We start from the raw sequence: 15,464 nt of genomic DNA, 5'->3' as shown, positions 1-15,464 counted from the left end.
GGCGCGGCCGCGCGACTCACAGCGGAAATTTCGTGGTCGACAGGATTTCCTTCAGCACCATGAATGAGCGGATCTGCCGTACGCCCGGCAGATACAGCAACTGCTCGGCGTGTAGTCGATTGAAGCTGTCGCTGTCGCGCGTGCGGATCACCATGAAATAGTCGAACTCGCCGGTCACCACGTGGCACTCCATGCAGCCGGCCACTTTCTGCGCGGCCTTCTCGAACTCGGCGAACGACTCGGGCGTCGAGCGATCCAGTACCACGCCGATGATCACGAGCATGCCCGCGCCGGCCGCCTTTGGATCGAGCAGCGCGACCACGCCGCGAATCAGCCCCGATTCCTTCAAGCGTTCGACGCGCCGCAAACACGCCGGCGCGCTCAGCTTCACTTTCGCGGCGAGCGCCACGTTCGAAATCGACGCGTCGGTTTGCAACTGCCGCAGGATCGCGCGATCGATGCGATCGAGCGGGTGGTGAATCGCGCCGATGCCCGAAGGTGGCGCTCCAGCACGAACTTTCGTTGCGCTCATGACCGTATGTACGAAGTTTTATTAGGAGGTGGACATTCTTTGATTTCGAAAAATACGTCTAAGCGATTTTTTTCGCAAGCTCATTTCTGGCGGTTTTTCCTAACATGAACTCATGGAAATCACCCCACCACGGAGCCGCGATGAACCTGCAACGATTCCCCCGCTACCCGCTCACCTTCGGACCGACGCCAATTCAACCGCTCAAGCGTCTGAGCGAACATCTCGGCGGCAAGGTCGAGCTTTATGCGAAGCGCGAGGACTGCAACAGCGGCCTCGCGTTCGGCGGCAACAAGACCCGCAAGCTCGAATATCTGATCCCCGACGCGCTCGCGCAGGGCTGCGACACGCTCGTGTCGATCGGCGGCATCCAGTCGAACCAGACGCGCCAGGTCGCGGCGGTTGCCGCGCATCTCGGCCTGAAGTGCGTGCTCGTGCAGGAGAACTGGGTCAACTACTCGGATGCGGTGTATGACCGCGTCGGCAACATCCAGATGTCGCGCATGATGGGCGCCGACGTGCGGCTCGTGCCGGACGGCTTCGACATCGGCTTTCGCAAGAGCTGGGAAGACGCGCTCGACAGCGTGCGCGCGGCCGGCGGCAAGCCGTACGCGATTCCGGCCGGCTGCTCGGACCATCCGCTCGGCGGCCTCGGCTTCGTCGGCTTTGCCGAAGAGGTGCGTCAGCAGGAAGCCGAACTAGGCTTCAGGTTCGACTACATCGTCGTGTGCTCGGTGACGGGCAGCACGCAGGCTGGCATGGTCGTCGGTTTCGCCGCCGACGGCCGCGCCGATCGGGTTATCGGCATTGACGCATCGGCGAAACCGGCGCAGACACGCGAGCAGATCACACGCATCGCGAAGCGGACCGCCGAGAGCGTCGAACTGGGCCGCGACATCACCGCGAAGGACATCGTGCTCGACGAGCGCTACGGCGGCCCGGAATACGGTCTGCCGAACGACGGCACGCTCGAGGCGATCCGTCTGTGCGCGCGGCTCGAAGGCATGCTGACCGATCCGGTGTACGAGGGAAAGTCGATGCACGGCATGATCGACAAGGTGCGTAACGGCGAATTTCCGGCCGGCTCGCGCGTACTTTATGCGCACCTGGGCGGCGTGCCCGCGTTGAGCGCGTATAGCTTTATCTTCCGCAACGGTTGATAGGGTTTAGGGGATTAGCCGACGGGCGTCCGCGGTTCGGTCGCGAGCTTCTTCCTCAGATGCCTGCGCAGAAACTCGACGAATGCCCGGATCGTGACCGAGCTTTGCCGATGCTGCGGATACACGGCATAGACGCCCGTCGCCGACGGCAGGAACGCTTCGAGCACGGGCACGAGTTGTCCGCTTGCGAGCGCATCGGCGACGATGAAATCCGGCAGCCGAACGATTCCAAGTCCCGCGACGGCCGCATCGCGAATCAGATCGCCGTTATTGGCGCGTAACGGCCCGCGCACCTCGACGCTCTTCACCACGCCCTCGACGCTGAAGTCCCAGCTCACCGCGCCGCCGTGGCCGTATAGCAGACATTCGTGGTTCGCGAGATCGCCAGGCACGGCCGGGCTGCCACGCCGGCGCAGATAACCGGGGCTGCAGCACGCCACCATCTTCACATCGATCAGCTTTTGCGCGATCAGCGACGAATCCGCCAGCGTGCCGATACGGATCGCCATATCGAAGCCTTCGCCGACCACATCGACGGCGCGGTCGCTCAGTTCCATGTCGAAGCGCACGTCGCGATGCTCGCGCAGAAACGCCGCGACGAGCGGCGACAGATGCATCATGCCGAACGACATCGGCGCGCTCACGCGTAGCAGCCCGCGCGGCCCGGCGCGGCGCAGCGACATGGCCTGCTCGGCGTCCTCGACCTCGCCGAGGATGCGCTTCGCGCGCTCGTAGAACTCCTGACCCAGATCGGTCACCGCCAGCTTGCGCGTGTTGCGGATCAGCAGTTGCACACCGAGTGCTTCCTCGAGCGCCATCACACGGCGGCTCACGAACTGTTTCGACAGCGACAGCCGGTTGGCCGCGGCGGTGAAATTGTGGGCGTCGACGGTCGCGACGAAGATGCGCATGTCATCGAGTTGCATCGTATTGTCCACTCCAATGCGACAGTGTTTCCGGTTTTATCATGATTATAGCCATCCGGATTGACCTACACTGTCGTTCATGGATCTCAGCCAAACATCTGGCCCGGATCGCACGACAAAACTCAAGGAGAAAGAGCATGCTCGAAATCAGACACGCCAACCAACGTGGCCGCGCGGAACACGGCTGGCTCAGCTCGCGTCATACGTTTTCGTTCGCGAACTATCACGATCCGAAGCAGAACGGCTTCTCCGACCTGCTCGTGATCAACGACGACCGTGTGGCGCCGGCGCAGGGCTTCGGCAAGCATCCGCATCGCGACATGGAGATCTTTTCGTACGTGCTCGAAGGCGCGCTCGAACACAAGGACACGATGGGCACGGGCTCGGTGATCGTGCCGGGCGACATCCAGTTGATGAGCGCGGGCACCGGTGTGGCGCACAGCGAATACAACCATTCGAAGAGCGAGCCGGTGCACTTCCTGCAGATCTGGATCGCGCCGGCCCAGCAAGGCACGAAGCCGCGCTATCAGCAACAGCACTTCGGCGCGGCCGACAAGCGCGGTGTGCTGCGGCTCGTCCTGTCGCCGGACGGTGCGAACGGTTCGCTGCAGTTGCAACAGGATGCGCGCGTGTATGCCGGTCTGTTCGACGGCGAGGAAACCGCGCGGCTCGAACTCGCGAAGGACCGCTATGCATATGTTCAGGTGGCGCGCGGCAGCGTCACGGTGAATGGCGTCGAGCTTGGCGAGGGTGACGGCGCGCGGGTGCGGGGTGAAGAAGCGCTGACCTTCACGCAGGGCCGCGATGCGGAAGTGCTCGTGTTCGACCTGCGTAATATCGAAACCTCGGCGTTGTGGGCATAAGCGCTCCGCTTACGCCGCTATTGACTCAAACCTGAACGCGGCTCGCTGGACGACGATTTCCAGCGAGCTTCATCCCTCTACCCTACCGGGAAAAATCATGCGCTACACACTGTTTGAAAACCAGAAAGACGTCGTCGTTCTCGTCGCTCGAATCCTGCTGATGGTGCTGTTCGTGATGTTCGGCTGGTCGAAGCTGACCGGCTTTGCCGGCACCGTCGCTTATATGACGTCGACCGGCGCGCCCGTGCCGGCGTTCTCGGCTGTTATCGCGGTGGTGATGGAGCTTGTGGTGGGCGTCGCGCTGTTAGTGGGATTTTTCACGCGACCGCTGGCGCTGCTGCTTGCGGTGTATACGCTCGGCACCGCGATCATCGGCCATCACTACTGGAACATGACGGGCGCGATGCAGTACGACAATATGATTCATTTCTACAAGAACATCGGCATCATCGGCGGGTTGCTGCTGTTGTGCGTGACCGGCCCCGGCAAGTATTCGTTCGACCGGCGGTGATACCGATTCCCGTGCTTTAACGACAAAGGCCCGCACGAATGCGGGCCTTTGTTGCATGCGCAAACTGAAACGGCGGCCCGCGGGCCGCCGTTTGCCTTCTCTGAGCTACCGAATCAAACCGCTGCTTCGGCTTCCGCTTCCGCTTCGCTGACCGCCGCGACTTCTTCGCTGTTGCGGATCAGGTGATCGAATGCGGACAGCGATGCCTTCGCACCCTCGCCCACCGCGATCACGATCTGCTTGAACGGCACCGTGGTCACGTCGCCGGCGGCGAACACGCCCGGCACCGACGTCGCGCCGCGCGCATCGACGACGATCTCGCCATGCTTCGACAGCTCGACCGTGCCCTTCAGCCATTCGGTGTTCGGCACGAGACCGATCTGCACGAACACGCCTTCGAGTTCGACGTTCTTCACTTCGCCCGAAGCGAGGTCCTTGTAGACCAGACCGTTGACCTTCTTGCCGTCGCCGGTGATTTCCGTGGTCTGCGCCTGCGTGAGCACCGTCACGTTCGGCAGGCTGCGCAGCTTGCGTTGCAGCACCTCGTCGGCACGCAGCGTCGCACCGAATTCGAGCAGCGTCACTTCGCGCACGAGACCCGCGAGGTCGATCGCCGCCTCGACGCCCGAGTTGCCGCCGCCGATCACCGCGACGCGCTTGCCCTTGAACAAGGGGCCATCGCAGTGCGGGCAGTACGCGACGCCATGATTGCGATACGCGCGCTCGCCCGGCACGTTGATTTCGCGCCAGCGCGCACCGGTCGCGAGGATGATCGTCTTCGCCTTCAGCACCGCGCCGTTGGCCAGACGTACTTCGATGATGCGCCCCGGAATCAGCGCTTCGGCGCGCTGCACGTCCATGATGTCGACGTCATAGGTCTTCACGTGCTGTTCGAGCGCGGTCGCGAACTTCGGTCCTTCGGTTTCGGTCACGGAGACGAAGTTCTCGATCGCCAGCGTGTCGAGCACCTGGCCACCGAAACGCTCGGCCACGACACCGGTCGCAATGCCCTTGCGCGCCGAGTAGATCGCCGCCGCCGCGCCCGCCGGGCCGCCGCCGACGATCAGCGTGTCGAACACCGGCTTGTTCTCCAGTTGCTTCGCGGCGCGCGCACCGGCGTTGGTGTCGAGCTTCGCGAGGATTTCCTTCACGCCGCTGCGGCCCTGGCCGAAGGTTTCGCCGTTCAGGAACATCGTCGGTACCGCCATGATCTGGCGCGCGTCGACTTCGTTCTGGAACAGCGCGCCGTCGATCGCGACGTGACGGATGCGCGGATTGATCAACGCCATCACGTTCAGCGCCTGCACGACTTCCGGGCAGTTCTGGCACGACAGCGAGAAATACGTTTCGAATTGATAGTCGCCGTCGAGGCTGCGGATCTGTTCGATCACCGCATCGTCGAGTTTGACCGGGTGGCCGCCGACCTGCAGCAGTGCGAGGACGAGCGACGTGAATTCATGCCCCATCGGAATGCCGGCGAAACGGATGCCGGTTTCCTTGCCCGCTTCGCCAATCGAGAACGACGGCTTGCGTTCGTCGTCGCCGCGACGCTCGATCACCGTGACGCGCTCCGACAAGGTCGCGATGTCGTTCAGCAGGGCCAGCAGCTCCTGGGACTTCGCGCTGTCATCGATCGACGCGACGAGCTCGATAGGCCTGCTAACTTTTTCGAGGTACGACTTCAGTTGAGTCTTGAGATTGACGTCAAGCATGGCGTTGCGATTCCGTGACGAGGGGTGTGGGTGTCCCGGCGCCGCACGCATCCGGATAGGACGTGTTGGGCCCGGGGACGCGCGAAGCGCCGTATCAGGCGATTCGCGCGGTGAAGCGCCGGGAAGATCCCGGCAGATGCAGACTGCGGGGTGCAGCGTGAGCTGCGCGGACCTTAGATCTTGCCGATCAGGTCGAGCGACGGGGTCAGCGTTTGCGCGCCCGGCGTCCACTTGGCGGGGCACACTTCGCCCGGGTGCTTGGCGATGTACTGAGCGGCCTGAACCTTGCGCAGCAGTTCGCCAGCGTCACGGCCGATGCCGTTGTCGTGGATTTCGCACAGCTTGATCTCGCCTTCCGGGTTGATCACGAACGTGCCACGCAGCGCGAGGCCTTCTTCTTCGATCAGCACGTCGAAGTTGCGCGAGATAGCGAGCGTCGGGTCAGCCAGCATCGGGTACTTGATCTTGCGGATCGTATCCGACGTGTCGTGCCAGGCCTTGTGCGTGAAGTGCGTATCGGTCGACACGCTGTAGATTTCCACGCCCAGCCTCTTGAAATCTTCATAACGATCGGCCAGGTCACCGAGTTCGGTCGGGCACACGAACGTGAAGTCGGCCGGGTAGAACACGAAAACCGACCACTTGCCCTTCAGGCTTTCTTCAGTGACGGTCTGGAAATCGCCGTTGTGAAAAGCCTGTGCTTTGAACGGTTTGACTTGACTGTTGATGATCGGCATTTGCTGAATCCTCTCTTTGAGGGGGTTGGAAAGTGGAGCCAGTATGTCAGACTGCGCTTAATAGGTAAAGTGGATTGTGTTAATGAGTTCGATAGTCCCACACTATTCATGTCGTCGGTTGAAACTATCGGACGATTTGCCGGGCGTTTCAGCCCTTCAGAAGCCGCCACAGCGTGGTTCTGCCGATGCCGAGCGCTCGGCTCGCGGCGGCGCGATTGCCGCCCGATTGTTCGAGAGCGCGCAGCGCAGCCTCACGGCTGGGGGTAGCGCGGGGCGCCGTGCTGCCGGGCGCAGGGCCCGGAGGCGCCTGTGTGATCTGCTCGACCTCGACCGCCCTGATCCGGAAGAACTCGGGAAACACGGCCTGCCGGTCTGGCAAGGCGTCGGCAATCAAGTTCCCGGACATCTCGTTGGTTGGCTCACCGATATAAATCGCCGCGCGGGCCAGGAGATTTTCCAGTTCACGGACGTTACCGGGCCACGCGTAATCCGCAAAAAGCGGGGCGAGAAACACGAGCACCCGCTCGAGCCCCGCCGCCGACAAGCCGTACTGCAGCGCGCTGCGCTCCAGCAGATGCCGCGCCAGCGGCGCGATGTCGGCACGGCGTTCGCGCAGCGGCGGCAATTTTATCTGAAGCAGATTTAATCTGAAATACAGGTCCGCGCGAAACGCGCCCTCCTCGACGAGCGCGTGCAGATCGCGGTGCGTCGCGGCGATCACCCTCACGTCGACCGGCGTCGCGCGGCCGGCGCCGAGCTTCATCACCTCGCGCTCCTGCAGCACGCGCAATAGCCGGCTTTGCAGCGCGGCCGGCATTTCGCCGATCTCATCGAGAAAAATGGTGCCGGTGTGCGCGATTTCAAACAACCCCGGCTTGCCGCCGCGCCGCGCACCCGTGAACGCCCCTTCCTCGTGTCCGAACAGTTCGCTTTCGATCAGCCCCTCGGGCACCGCCGCGCAGTTGAACGCGACGAACGGATTGCCGCGCCGCCGGCTCGCGTTGTGGATGCCCTGTGCGACCAGTTCCTTGCCGGTGCCGCTTTCGCCGCTCAGGAGCACGGTCGCGTCGTGCGCGGCGCCGGCGCGCGCGAGCCGGCGCACGCGCTCGAGCGCCGCCGAAGCGCCGATCAGATCGTCGAGCCGGTGCCGCGCGACCAGATGCCTCGGCCGCTGGCTGGTGCGCAGCGAACGGTCGATCCGCTGCGCAACGAGCGCGTCCTGCGCCGTCACGACGAAACCGGCGCGTGCGCCCTGCTCGACGATCGGCACACAGCCGACGATCAGTGCGCGGCCGCCGATCTGTTCGATGCGTTCGTCGACCGGCTGGTCGGCGGCGCGCGTCTCGCGCATCAGCGGCGCGAGCGCGCGCGCGACTCGTGCGGGGGTGTCCTCGTCGTCGTTTGGGACCGCCTGCGCGGCGCCTAGACCGAGCAGTTCGAGCATTGCCGGGTTGACGGCTTCGAGCTGGGCGGCTTCGTCGAACGCGGCGACGCCGTCGCGCAGATGCGCGACGATCGTGTTCAGGCGCACCCGCTTCGATTCCTTCTGGCGGCTCACCCGCGCCAGTTCGACGGAGCGCTCGAACGCTTCCTCGACCGCGGCAAGCGAATACAGGAACACGCTTTCCATGCCGGCCTGCTGCGCCAGATCGCAGGCCATGCCAGCGCCGACCACCACGCGGCAGCCCTGCACGGCGAGTTCATCGACTGCGAGCCGCACTTCGTCGAGCGACCGATACGCGCGCTGCCGCAGATCGACGTTCAAGAGCGGGCTCAGGTCGGCCAGTTCCTGCGCGATTGCTTCGTGCAGCACGAGCCCGATGCGCGCCTGCGGCCATGTGGCGGTCGCGCGCGTGATCGCGCTCAACACGTCGAAGCCATTCACCTTGACCATTACCACCGGCACGCTGAGGTTCTCGCGCAGGTATGCGCCGTTCGAGCCGGCGGACAGTACGACGTCGACCGAACCTGCGTCCACGTAAGCCTGCAGCGCGGCGACGGCCGCGCCGTAGCCCTCCCGCACCGAGAAGAACTTCGCCCGGCCCGCGTAGCGCGGCGCCACCGCCTCGCAAAGCGACTGCAGTCGGCTGATACTGACGAGTGCGACACCGGGCCGCCCGGCATCGACGGCGGGGCCAGGATTGGCGACAAATGGGGTGAACGTGGACACGCGGCTCTCCTTGATTGAAACGTTCCTCGAAACGTTTCATGAAACGTTTCACCGATTGTGCCATGAACGTCCAGGCAGGAGGTCATATCGCGCAAACCCTTGTTCCAGCGGCACGACCGGCGAACTGCCGTTCAATGCCGTTCAATGGCACGCTTCCTGCAGAATGTAGGCCGCGTTCCCTTACCGATTTCCCTTCTGGAGACCTCCATCATGACCACCACTTCCGCCACCCGCCGCGCCGCGTTCCGCGCCAAAGTCAATCAGCGTCAGGGCCTGCTCGTGCCCGGCGGGTTCAACGCGATGAGTGCGCGCGTGATCGAGGACGCCGGCTTCGACGCGGTCTACATCACCGGCGCGGGCGTCACCAACATGTCGCTCGGCCTACCCGACCTGGGCTTCATCGGCCTTGCCGAAGTCGCAGAGCACACCGCGCGCATCCGCGACGCGGTCGCGCTGCCGCTGATCGTCGATGCCGACACCGGCTTCGGCAACGCGCTGAACGTGCGCCAGACCGTGCGCGTGCTCGAGCGCAGCGGCGCCGACGTGATCCAGTTCGAAGATCAGGTGATGCCGAAAAAATGCGGCCACTTCTCGGGCAAGGAAGTCGTCGCGGCGAGCGAGATGGTCGGCAAGATCCGCGCGGCTGTCGACGCGCGCGAAGACGCGAACCTGCAGATCATGGCGCGCACGGACGCGGCCGCGGTCCACGGCATCGAGGACGCGATCGAGCGCGGTCATCGCTTCATCGAGGCGGGCGCCGACATCCTGTTCATCGAGGCGACCGAATCGCTCGCCGACATCGAGCGTCTGCCGGGGCTGTTCAATGTGCCGCAGCTGATCAACATCGTGATCGGCGGCAAGACGCCGGTGCAGTCGCGCGACGCGCTCGCGAAGCTCGGCTACGGCATCGTGCTGTACGCGAATGCGGCGCTGCAGGGCGCGGTGCTCGGCATGCAGCGCGCGCTCGGCACGTTGCAAAGCAACGGCCGCCTCGACGAGGACGCGGCGATCGTCGCGCCGTTCAGCGAGCGCCAGCGGCTCGTCAACAAGCCGCTGTACGACCGGCTGGACAAGGAGTACGCGGGGAAGGACTGACGTTCGGGCGGCGGCGCGGCGGTGCGACGCGCTGCATGCCTGCGCGATGTGGAACCCTTTATTGCGTTAGGATTCAGGGCTGGCAATCAGGCAAGCTGATGTTCGCGGCGCCGGCCTCGTCCGCGGGGCCGCTCTCCCGGCTGCCGGCAGAAGCACGAAAACGCAAACGAAAGGTAGTCGCAAGCACCATGACGTCAAACTCTTCACGCGCCCCGCGCGGGCTCGTCAATTGTCTTTCAGCGCGCACGCGCGCAGCACGGGAGCTCGCCCGATGAGCTGCAGCGGGACCCGCACCGCGCACGTCGGCTGGCTGCCGTACATCGTCGCGGCTACCTTCTTCATGGAGTACCTCGACACCACGGTGATCGCCACCGCGCTGCCGCAGATGGCGCGTTCGTTCGGCGTCGGCCCGAACAGCCTGAGTCTCGGCATGACCGCCTACATGCTCGCGCTCGCGATCTTCATCCCGGCGAGCGGCTGGGTCGCCGACCGCTGCGGCGCGCGCACTGTGTTCGTCAGCGCGATCGGCGTGTTCACGGTCGCGTCGGTGCTGTGCGGACTGTCGCAGAACGTGCCGGAGTTCACGGCCGCGCGGCTGCTGCAAGGCATCGGCGGCGCGATGATGGTGCCGGTCGGCCGTCTCATCGTGGTCCGCAGCACCGAGAAAGCTCGCATGATGCAGGCGATCTCGACGATCACATGGCCGGCGATCGCGGCGCCGGTGGTCGGCCCGCCGATCGGCGGCTTCATCACGACCTACGCGTCGTGGCGCTGGATCTTCCTGCTGAACGTGCCGTTCGGCCTCGCGGCGATTGCCATCGCGCTCGCCATCGTGCCGAACCTGCGCGGCACTGAACGCAAGCCGCTCGACGTCGTCGGCCTGCTGCTGAGCGGCGTCGCGCTGACCGCGATTCTGTACGGCGCGGAACTCGCGAGCCAGCCGGCCACCAATCCGTGGCTCGCGGTCTCGATCGTGGCGGGCGGCCTGCTGGTCGGCGCGCTCGCGTTCCAGCATGCGAAGCGTCATTCGTATCCGCTCGTCGACGTATCGACGCTGAAGGTGCCGACGTTTTCCGTGACGGTCATCACCGGTTCGTTCACGCGCATTGGCATCGGCGCGGTGCCCTATCTGATGCCGCTGCTGTTCCAGGTCGGTTTCGGGCTGTCGGCGTTCCGCTCGGGGCTGCTGCTGCTCGCGAGCGCGCTCGGCAATCTCGGCATGAAGGCGCTGACCACGCGCATCCTGCAGCGCTATGGCTTCCGGATGGTGTCGATCGTCGACGTGGCGGTGGCCGGCATTTTCATCATCGCGTGCGGACTGCTGACGCCGGACGTGCCGCTCGTGTTCGTGCTGATCGTCGTGTTCGTGTACGGCGTCGCGCGCTCGATGCAGTTCTCGACGCTCGCGACGCTCGCCTACGCCGACATCCCGCAGCCGCAGATGAGCGCGGCGAGTACGCTGTGGAGCGCGGCCGCGCAGATGACGATCGGTCTCGGCATCGCATTCGGCGCGGTGTCGCTGCGCGTCGCGGCGCTGTTCAACGGCGAGACGACCGGCCACGTGTTCACGCTCGACGATTTCCGCCTCGCGTTCCTGTTCGCGGGCGTGCTGACGCTGCTGTCCGTGCTTGGATATATGCGGCTCGCCCGCAATGCCGGGCAGAGTATCGGTGGGGGTTCGCGCGGCGGCGAAACTCCGGCGAAGAGCTAGGGTCTGTTCACGCTAATAACGGGCTTGCGAACGTGCCTTTGCGCGCGTAGTGCAAGGAGAGAGGAGCGCCGTTTGGCCGAGCCAAACAAGCGACGACCGACGCCGCAATACGGGCGGAAAGGCACGTTCCCCTGTTTTAAAAAACCTTCAAGGGGCTGGCCGCCAGAAGGGCCGATCGCCGCGTCATGCTCCTTGCGAATACGTCGAGTATTCGTTGCGTCGCAATCCTTGCGCTCGGCCCTTCTGGCGGCCAGCGCAAGCCCGTTATTAGCGTGAACAGACCCTATGGGACGCGCAAGCGCAGCGCGATCAAAAGGAGACGTGCCGTGCAAGCAGGCGAACTGACGATTTCCAGCCGCATCGACGATCTCGACCTCGACCTCGTCTACACATTCCTGTCGCAGGAAACGCCGTGGGCGCGAGGCATGCCACGCGCGACCTTCGAGCGCGCCGTCGCCGGGTCGCTGTGCTTCGGCGGGTTTGTCGATGGCAAGCAGATGGCGTTCGCGCGCCTCGTCACCGACGAGGCGACCTTCGCCTACCTATGCGACGTGTTCGTGCTGCCCGCGTATCGCGGCCAGGGCTATGCGTCGGCGTTGATGAAACATATCTTTGCGAGCCCTTCGCTCGTCACGCTGCGCAGAATCATGTTGGTCACGACCGACGCGCATCACGTCTATGCGCCGCATGGGTTCACGTCGCTCGAGAACCCCGAGCGGTATATGGAGCTGCATCGACCGGATGTTTACAAAGCGGCCGAATAGGCCCCGCCTCGGCACGCCTCCCACTGATGTGACCCAGCCTCACCCGTACGCGCGCTCGCGCATCCACTTCGTCATGATCCACTTATCGCCGGCAAGCACCGGCGCGCCGCCGTGCTGAGTCGACGGATCGAGCTGGCGCTGGCCGTTCATGTAGCGGAAATACACCGCGCCGCCCGCGCGCGCCTAGTCGCGCGTCAACTGCCCGCGATAGTGCAGCAGCCCTCGGCGCGCCTGCTGCCTGAGCATCCGCTGCACGAACGGCGACCAGCCGAACAGCGTGCCGCGCACGCCCATCGCCTGGCGCATCCACAGCCACAGATCGAAGCGGTCGCGATGCTCGACGATGAGCCCATCGCGGAACACGAAACGCGCCTCGATCCGGTTCACGACGTCGCGCCCCGTCTGGACGAAACGGTAGCGCGCCACCCACTGCGCGCGGCCGGTATGGTCGTCCGCCTCGATGTCGCTGAAGGTCAGCGTGAAGTCTTGCGCATGCTTGACGAGCATGCGCCACATGTCGCGCGCTTCGTCGCCGACCAGCTCGCCGAAAGCGGGGTCGCTGAAGACGACGTCGTCGGCATAACAGGCGACCATGGTCTCGGCGTCGCGTTGCTGGAAGGCGGTGTAGAAACGTTCGATCAGCTCGGTGTTGGGATGGCTCATTGATGTCGTATGGTGTATTGCGGGAGCGCGTCATGCACGCGCAGCGTCGCGCCGCACTCCGGAAAAACAGCCCGCGCGCGGTAGGCGGCGGGGATGGCGCACACGATATCGGAAAACGGCGTGAAAGGGGGCCGGCGCGAGCCGACGACGGCTTTTACCCTTCCGATACCGCTCCCTTGAAGCGCACCACTTCCCCCGCCCGGCGAGCTTCCACACCACCGCCGCCACCGACGCCGCGACGAGCGCCGCTACCCCCAGCGCCGCCGCAAAACCCGCGGCGAAGCTGCATTTCGAGCGTGCCGCGCAGCGCGCGTTGCTCGCCGGACGCGGCGAGGTGGGACGCATCGAGATCGGCTATGTGGCGTCGGCCGCGTACGCGGGCGTGTTGCAGAAGGTGGTCGGCGGCTTTCGTGGCACGCATGCGGGCGTCGAGGTATCGATCCGCGAAGTGCCGATGGACGCGGTCGCCGTGATGCTCGGCGACGGACTGCTCGACGCGGCCTACGTGCGTCCGCCGATGCCGCTCGCAGTCGGCATTCAGGCCACGACCGTGCATCGCGACCGCTTCGTGCTCGCGCTGCCAGCCGATTCGCCACTCGCGGACTCGGCCAGCGTGCGGCCCTCGCAACTGCGCGACCAGTGTTTCGTGCTGCCCGAACAGGAGTCAGGCACCTTCGAAGTCGCGCGGCGCGGGCGCTTCTCACCTCGGCTCGGGCCGCGTCCGGGTACGCTCGCGGCCGTGCTCGCCTGCGTGTCGCTCGGCGGTTATGTGTCGGTCGTGCCGCATACGCTCGCCGATTGCATCGCGCTGCCGGGCGTCGTCTACCGTGACATAGCCGGTCAGGCGATTGCGTCCGAAATCGCGCTCGCGTTCCGTCGGCACGAGCGAGCGCCCGCCGTCAAGGCGTTCCTGCGCTTCGCGCGCGATGGTAAACATTCACGCTGACGGCAGCGTCGCTACGTTGATCGGGGTCGGCGTCCTGTCGGATATTGCGGTAGGTCTGCCCTTCATGCAGCACTGGGCGCTGATGACCCGCCCGCTCGTGACCATGCCGATGCGTCAGAAAGCTGGATCAACCTTCGTCCGCATAGGCGCGGCCTCGAATCTCGGCCAGCGACGTATCGACCAGCAAGCGGCCCGCATCGAACACCGTCTCGAGCGCTTCGTCCCACTCGCCCTCCACCGTGCTCCCGTCCCACGCGATCGGCAACGTGACCGTCCGGTACTCGCCGGTGCGGCGATGGCGCAGCAAGGTGAGCCGGCCCTTCATCGAGCGCTTGGCGTGATCCGTGACTGGATCCTTCGACACATCGTGCCACGTGTCGCCTAGCCGGATCGCCGAGCACTTCATCGCGAAGCGCTGCGTATCGCGGTTGATCTGCTGTAACAGCGCACCGCCCATGCCGAACACGATGTTGTCGGTGGCGAAGCCGGCCTCGTCCATCGCGGCGAGGATCGCGACGATCGAATCCGGGTTCACGCCGTCACCCTGAATCACGCGCACATGGTCGAGCACGCGCCGCCCCTTGCTGTTGGTCTGCGACCCGAACGAAGCCTCCAGCGAGCGCAGCGTGTGCAGGACGATCGTGCACGGATCGCCGGAGTCCGGGCGAATCACGAGCATGCCGCCGGAATCGAGCACGGCCTGCTTCAGCTCGCCGCCCCATGCGTTCAGCGCGGCGAACAGGTCGTAAGAGTCGGACACCACCGAAACGATCGCGCCCGGCTTGCCGAAGCGGGCGATCATGTTGCGATACGCGTCGACTTCGCGCTCGCGGCCCCACGACGTGATCGTGCTGTGCTCGGCCGCCGGCACCGAGAACGCGGCCATGCGGTCGCGGTAGTAGTGATTCGCCGCAACCACGCCGAGCACCGTATCCGAGCCCATGAAGCTGACGAGATGTGCCGCGCCGCCGATCGCCGCCGACTCCGCGCTCGACACGCCGCGCGCGCCGAAATCATGCAGCTTGAACGGTAGCTGCGAGAGATCGTCGCTGCTTTTCAGCAGATAGGCGCGGATCGTCTGGCGCAGATGCCAGCTTTGCGTCGCGACCGTGATCGGATACCACACCCGCATCAGCATCGTCTCCAGATACGACGTGAGCCAGAACACCTGCGGATCGTCGCATTCGACGGTGAGGAGCACGTTGTGCGTGGGCACGACCGAGCCTTCGGGCGCCGCGCGAATCCGCACCGGCAGATGGCCGCCGTATCGCTGCACGACGTAGCGCCAGCCCGCCTCGTTGAACGGCTCGCCGTGCGCGCTGAAGAAGGTCCGCGCCTGGTCGATCATCGCGCCGGTAACCGGCCGGCACAGGTACTCCTTCAGCAGCATCTGCAAGCCGAAGAACAGCGTGCGGCCGTAACGTCCGCCGCGCGATTCGATGTACGAGAACATCGCCGTCGCGTCGGGCGGATATTGCAGATAGTGCGATGCCTTGTACGAATCCGTATTCAGAATCGGATTGGACAGGATCGACGCGAGATCGCTGAAACCCTGCGCGTTTTGCATGGACGGTGCTGCGCTCACGTGATTTTCTCGCTGGAGTGACCGGACGGCGCGAGCCTGCCCGACGCTTTCGAAACTCTGAGGCCGCGGCTCTACGCCTACAGACCATGCCG

General features: G+C 64.9%; 14 protein-coding genes and 1 pseudogene. 7 read left to right on the top strand and 8 right to left on the bottom strand.

Features of this window, described 5'->3' with window-relative positions:
• Positions 1-16 precede the first annotated feature (16 nt).
• Positions 17-532, bottom strand: a complete 516-nt coding sequence (locus tag HDG34_RS11265; protein ID WP_026226668.1) for an Lrp/AsnC family transcriptional regulator — start codon at positions 530-532, stop codon at positions 17-19.
• A 140-nt stretch (positions 533-672) separates the two neighbouring features.
• Between HDG34_RS11265 and HDG34_RS11260 the strand changes: the two genes are divergently transcribed.
• Positions 673-1,689 (top strand): 1-aminocyclopropane-1-carboxylate deaminase, encoded by a 1,017-nt coding sequence (locus tag HDG34_RS11260; RefSeq protein ID WP_184060003.1) that lies wholly within the window; start codon positions 673-675, stop codon positions 1,687-1,689.
• A gap of 14 nt (positions 1,690-1,703) precedes the next feature.
• On the opposite strand, the gene HDG34_RS11255 is transcribed toward HDG34_RS11260, so the two are convergent.
• Positions 1,704-2,615: a LysR family transcriptional regulator gene (locus HDG34_RS11255; RefSeq protein WP_184060001.1), complete on the bottom strand. Its 912-nt coding sequence runs from the start codon at positions 2,613-2,615 to the stop codon at positions 1,704-1,706.
• 137 nt (positions 2,616-2,752) lie between these two features.
• Between HDG34_RS11255 and HDG34_RS11250 the strand changes: the two genes are divergently transcribed.
• Both HDG34_RS11250 and HDG34_RS11245 read left to right on the top strand, forming a co-directional pair.
• Complete coding sequence (locus HDG34_RS11250; RefSeq protein ID WP_184059999.1) at positions 2,753-3,478, top strand: pirin family protein; 726 nt, start codon at positions 2,753-2,755, stop codon at positions 3,476-3,478.
• Between the two features lie 97 nt (positions 3,479-3,575).
• Positions 3,576-3,989: a DoxX family protein gene (locus tag HDG34_RS11245; protein WP_018425254.1), complete on the top strand. Its 414-nt coding sequence runs from the start codon at positions 3,576-3,578 to the stop codon at positions 3,987-3,989.
• Positions 3,990-4,102: 113 nt separating this feature from the next.
• On the opposite strand, the gene ahpF is transcribed toward HDG34_RS11245, so the two are convergent.
• The 3 genes from ahpF to prpR all read right to left on the bottom strand — a co-directional run bounded on the left by ahpF (position 4,103) and on the right by prpR (position 8,608).
• A complete protein-coding gene (gene ahpF, locus HDG34_RS11240) occupies positions 4,103-5,701 on the bottom strand; it encodes an alkyl hydroperoxide reductase subunit F (protein ID WP_184059997.1) in 1,599 nt (532 codons plus the stop codon).
• 173 nt (positions 5,702-5,874) lie between these two features.
• On the bottom strand, positions 5,875-6,438 hold the full coding sequence (ahpC, locus tag HDG34_RS11235) for an alkyl hydroperoxide reductase subunit C (RefSeq protein WP_184059994.1): 564 nt from the start codon (positions 6,436-6,438) through the stop codon (positions 5,875-5,877).
• 148 nt (positions 6,439-6,586) lie between these two features.
• Positions 6,587-8,608 (bottom strand): propionate catabolism operon regulatory protein PrpR, encoded by a 2,022-nt coding sequence (prpR, locus tag HDG34_RS11230; protein ID WP_184059992.1) that lies wholly within the window; start codon positions 8,606-8,608, stop codon positions 6,587-6,589.
• Positions 8,609-8,818: 210 nt separating this feature from the next.
• On the opposite strand from prpR, the gene HDG34_RS11225 reads away from it, so the two are divergent.
• From HDG34_RS11225 to HDG34_RS11215, 3 genes are all read left to right on the top strand, one after another.
• On the top strand, positions 8,819-9,703 hold the full coding sequence (locus HDG34_RS11225) for an oxaloacetate decarboxylase (protein ID WP_184059990.1): 885 nt from the start codon (positions 8,819-8,821) through the stop codon (positions 9,701-9,703).
• A gap of 271 nt (positions 9,704-9,974) precedes the next feature.
• Positions 9,975-11,414, top strand: coding sequence for an MFS transporter (locus HDG34_RS11220; RefSeq protein WP_184059988.1), 1,440 nt, complete (start codon positions 9,975-9,977; stop codon positions 11,412-11,414).
• Between the two features lie 326 nt (positions 11,415-11,740).
• Complete coding sequence (locus HDG34_RS11215) at positions 11,741-12,178, top strand: GNAT family N-acetyltransferase (RefSeq protein ID WP_184059986.1); 438 nt, start codon at positions 11,741-11,743, stop codon at positions 12,176-12,178.
• 39 nt (positions 12,179-12,217) lie between these two features.
• Here the strand turns inward: HDG34_RS11215 and HDG34_RS11210 are convergent.
• Positions 12,218-12,361 (bottom strand): annotated as a pseudogene (locus HDG34_RS11210) (2-oxoglutarate-dependent dioxygenase); the annotation flags it as partial.
• On the bottom strand, positions 12,362-12,841 hold the full coding sequence (locus HDG34_RS11205; protein ID WP_184047178.1) for a nuclear transport factor 2 family protein: 480 nt from the start codon (positions 12,839-12,841) through the stop codon (positions 12,362-12,364).
• A gap of 334 nt (positions 12,842-13,175) precedes the next feature.
• Here HDG34_RS11205 and HDG34_RS11200 point away from each other — a divergent pair, with 334 nt between their 5' ends.
• The gene (locus HDG34_RS11200; protein WP_409259315.1) at positions 13,176-13,787 is read left to right on the top strand and encodes a LysR family substrate-binding domain-containing protein; all 612 of its coding nucleotides are present in this window, start codon (positions 13,176-13,178) and stop codon (positions 13,785-13,787) included.
• A gap of 127 nt (positions 13,788-13,914) precedes the next feature.
• Here HDG34_RS11200 and HDG34_RS11195 read toward each other — a convergent pair whose 3' ends face one another.
• Entirely contained in the window at positions 13,915-15,354 is a 1,440-nt protein-coding gene (locus HDG34_RS11195; RefSeq protein ID WP_184059984.1) for a nicotinate phosphoribosyltransferase, read from the bottom strand.
• Positions 15,355-15,464: the final 110 nt, after the last annotated feature.

The organism is Paraburkholderia sp. HC6.4b (assembly GCF_014200875.1).
Taxonomy (GTDB): Bacteria; Pseudomonadota; Gammaproteobacteria; order Burkholderiales; family Burkholderiaceae; genus Paraburkholderia; species Paraburkholderia tuberum.
The sequence above is the reverse complement of the archived record's forward strand: the minus strand, read 5'-3'. Positions and strand labels throughout refer to the sequence as shown.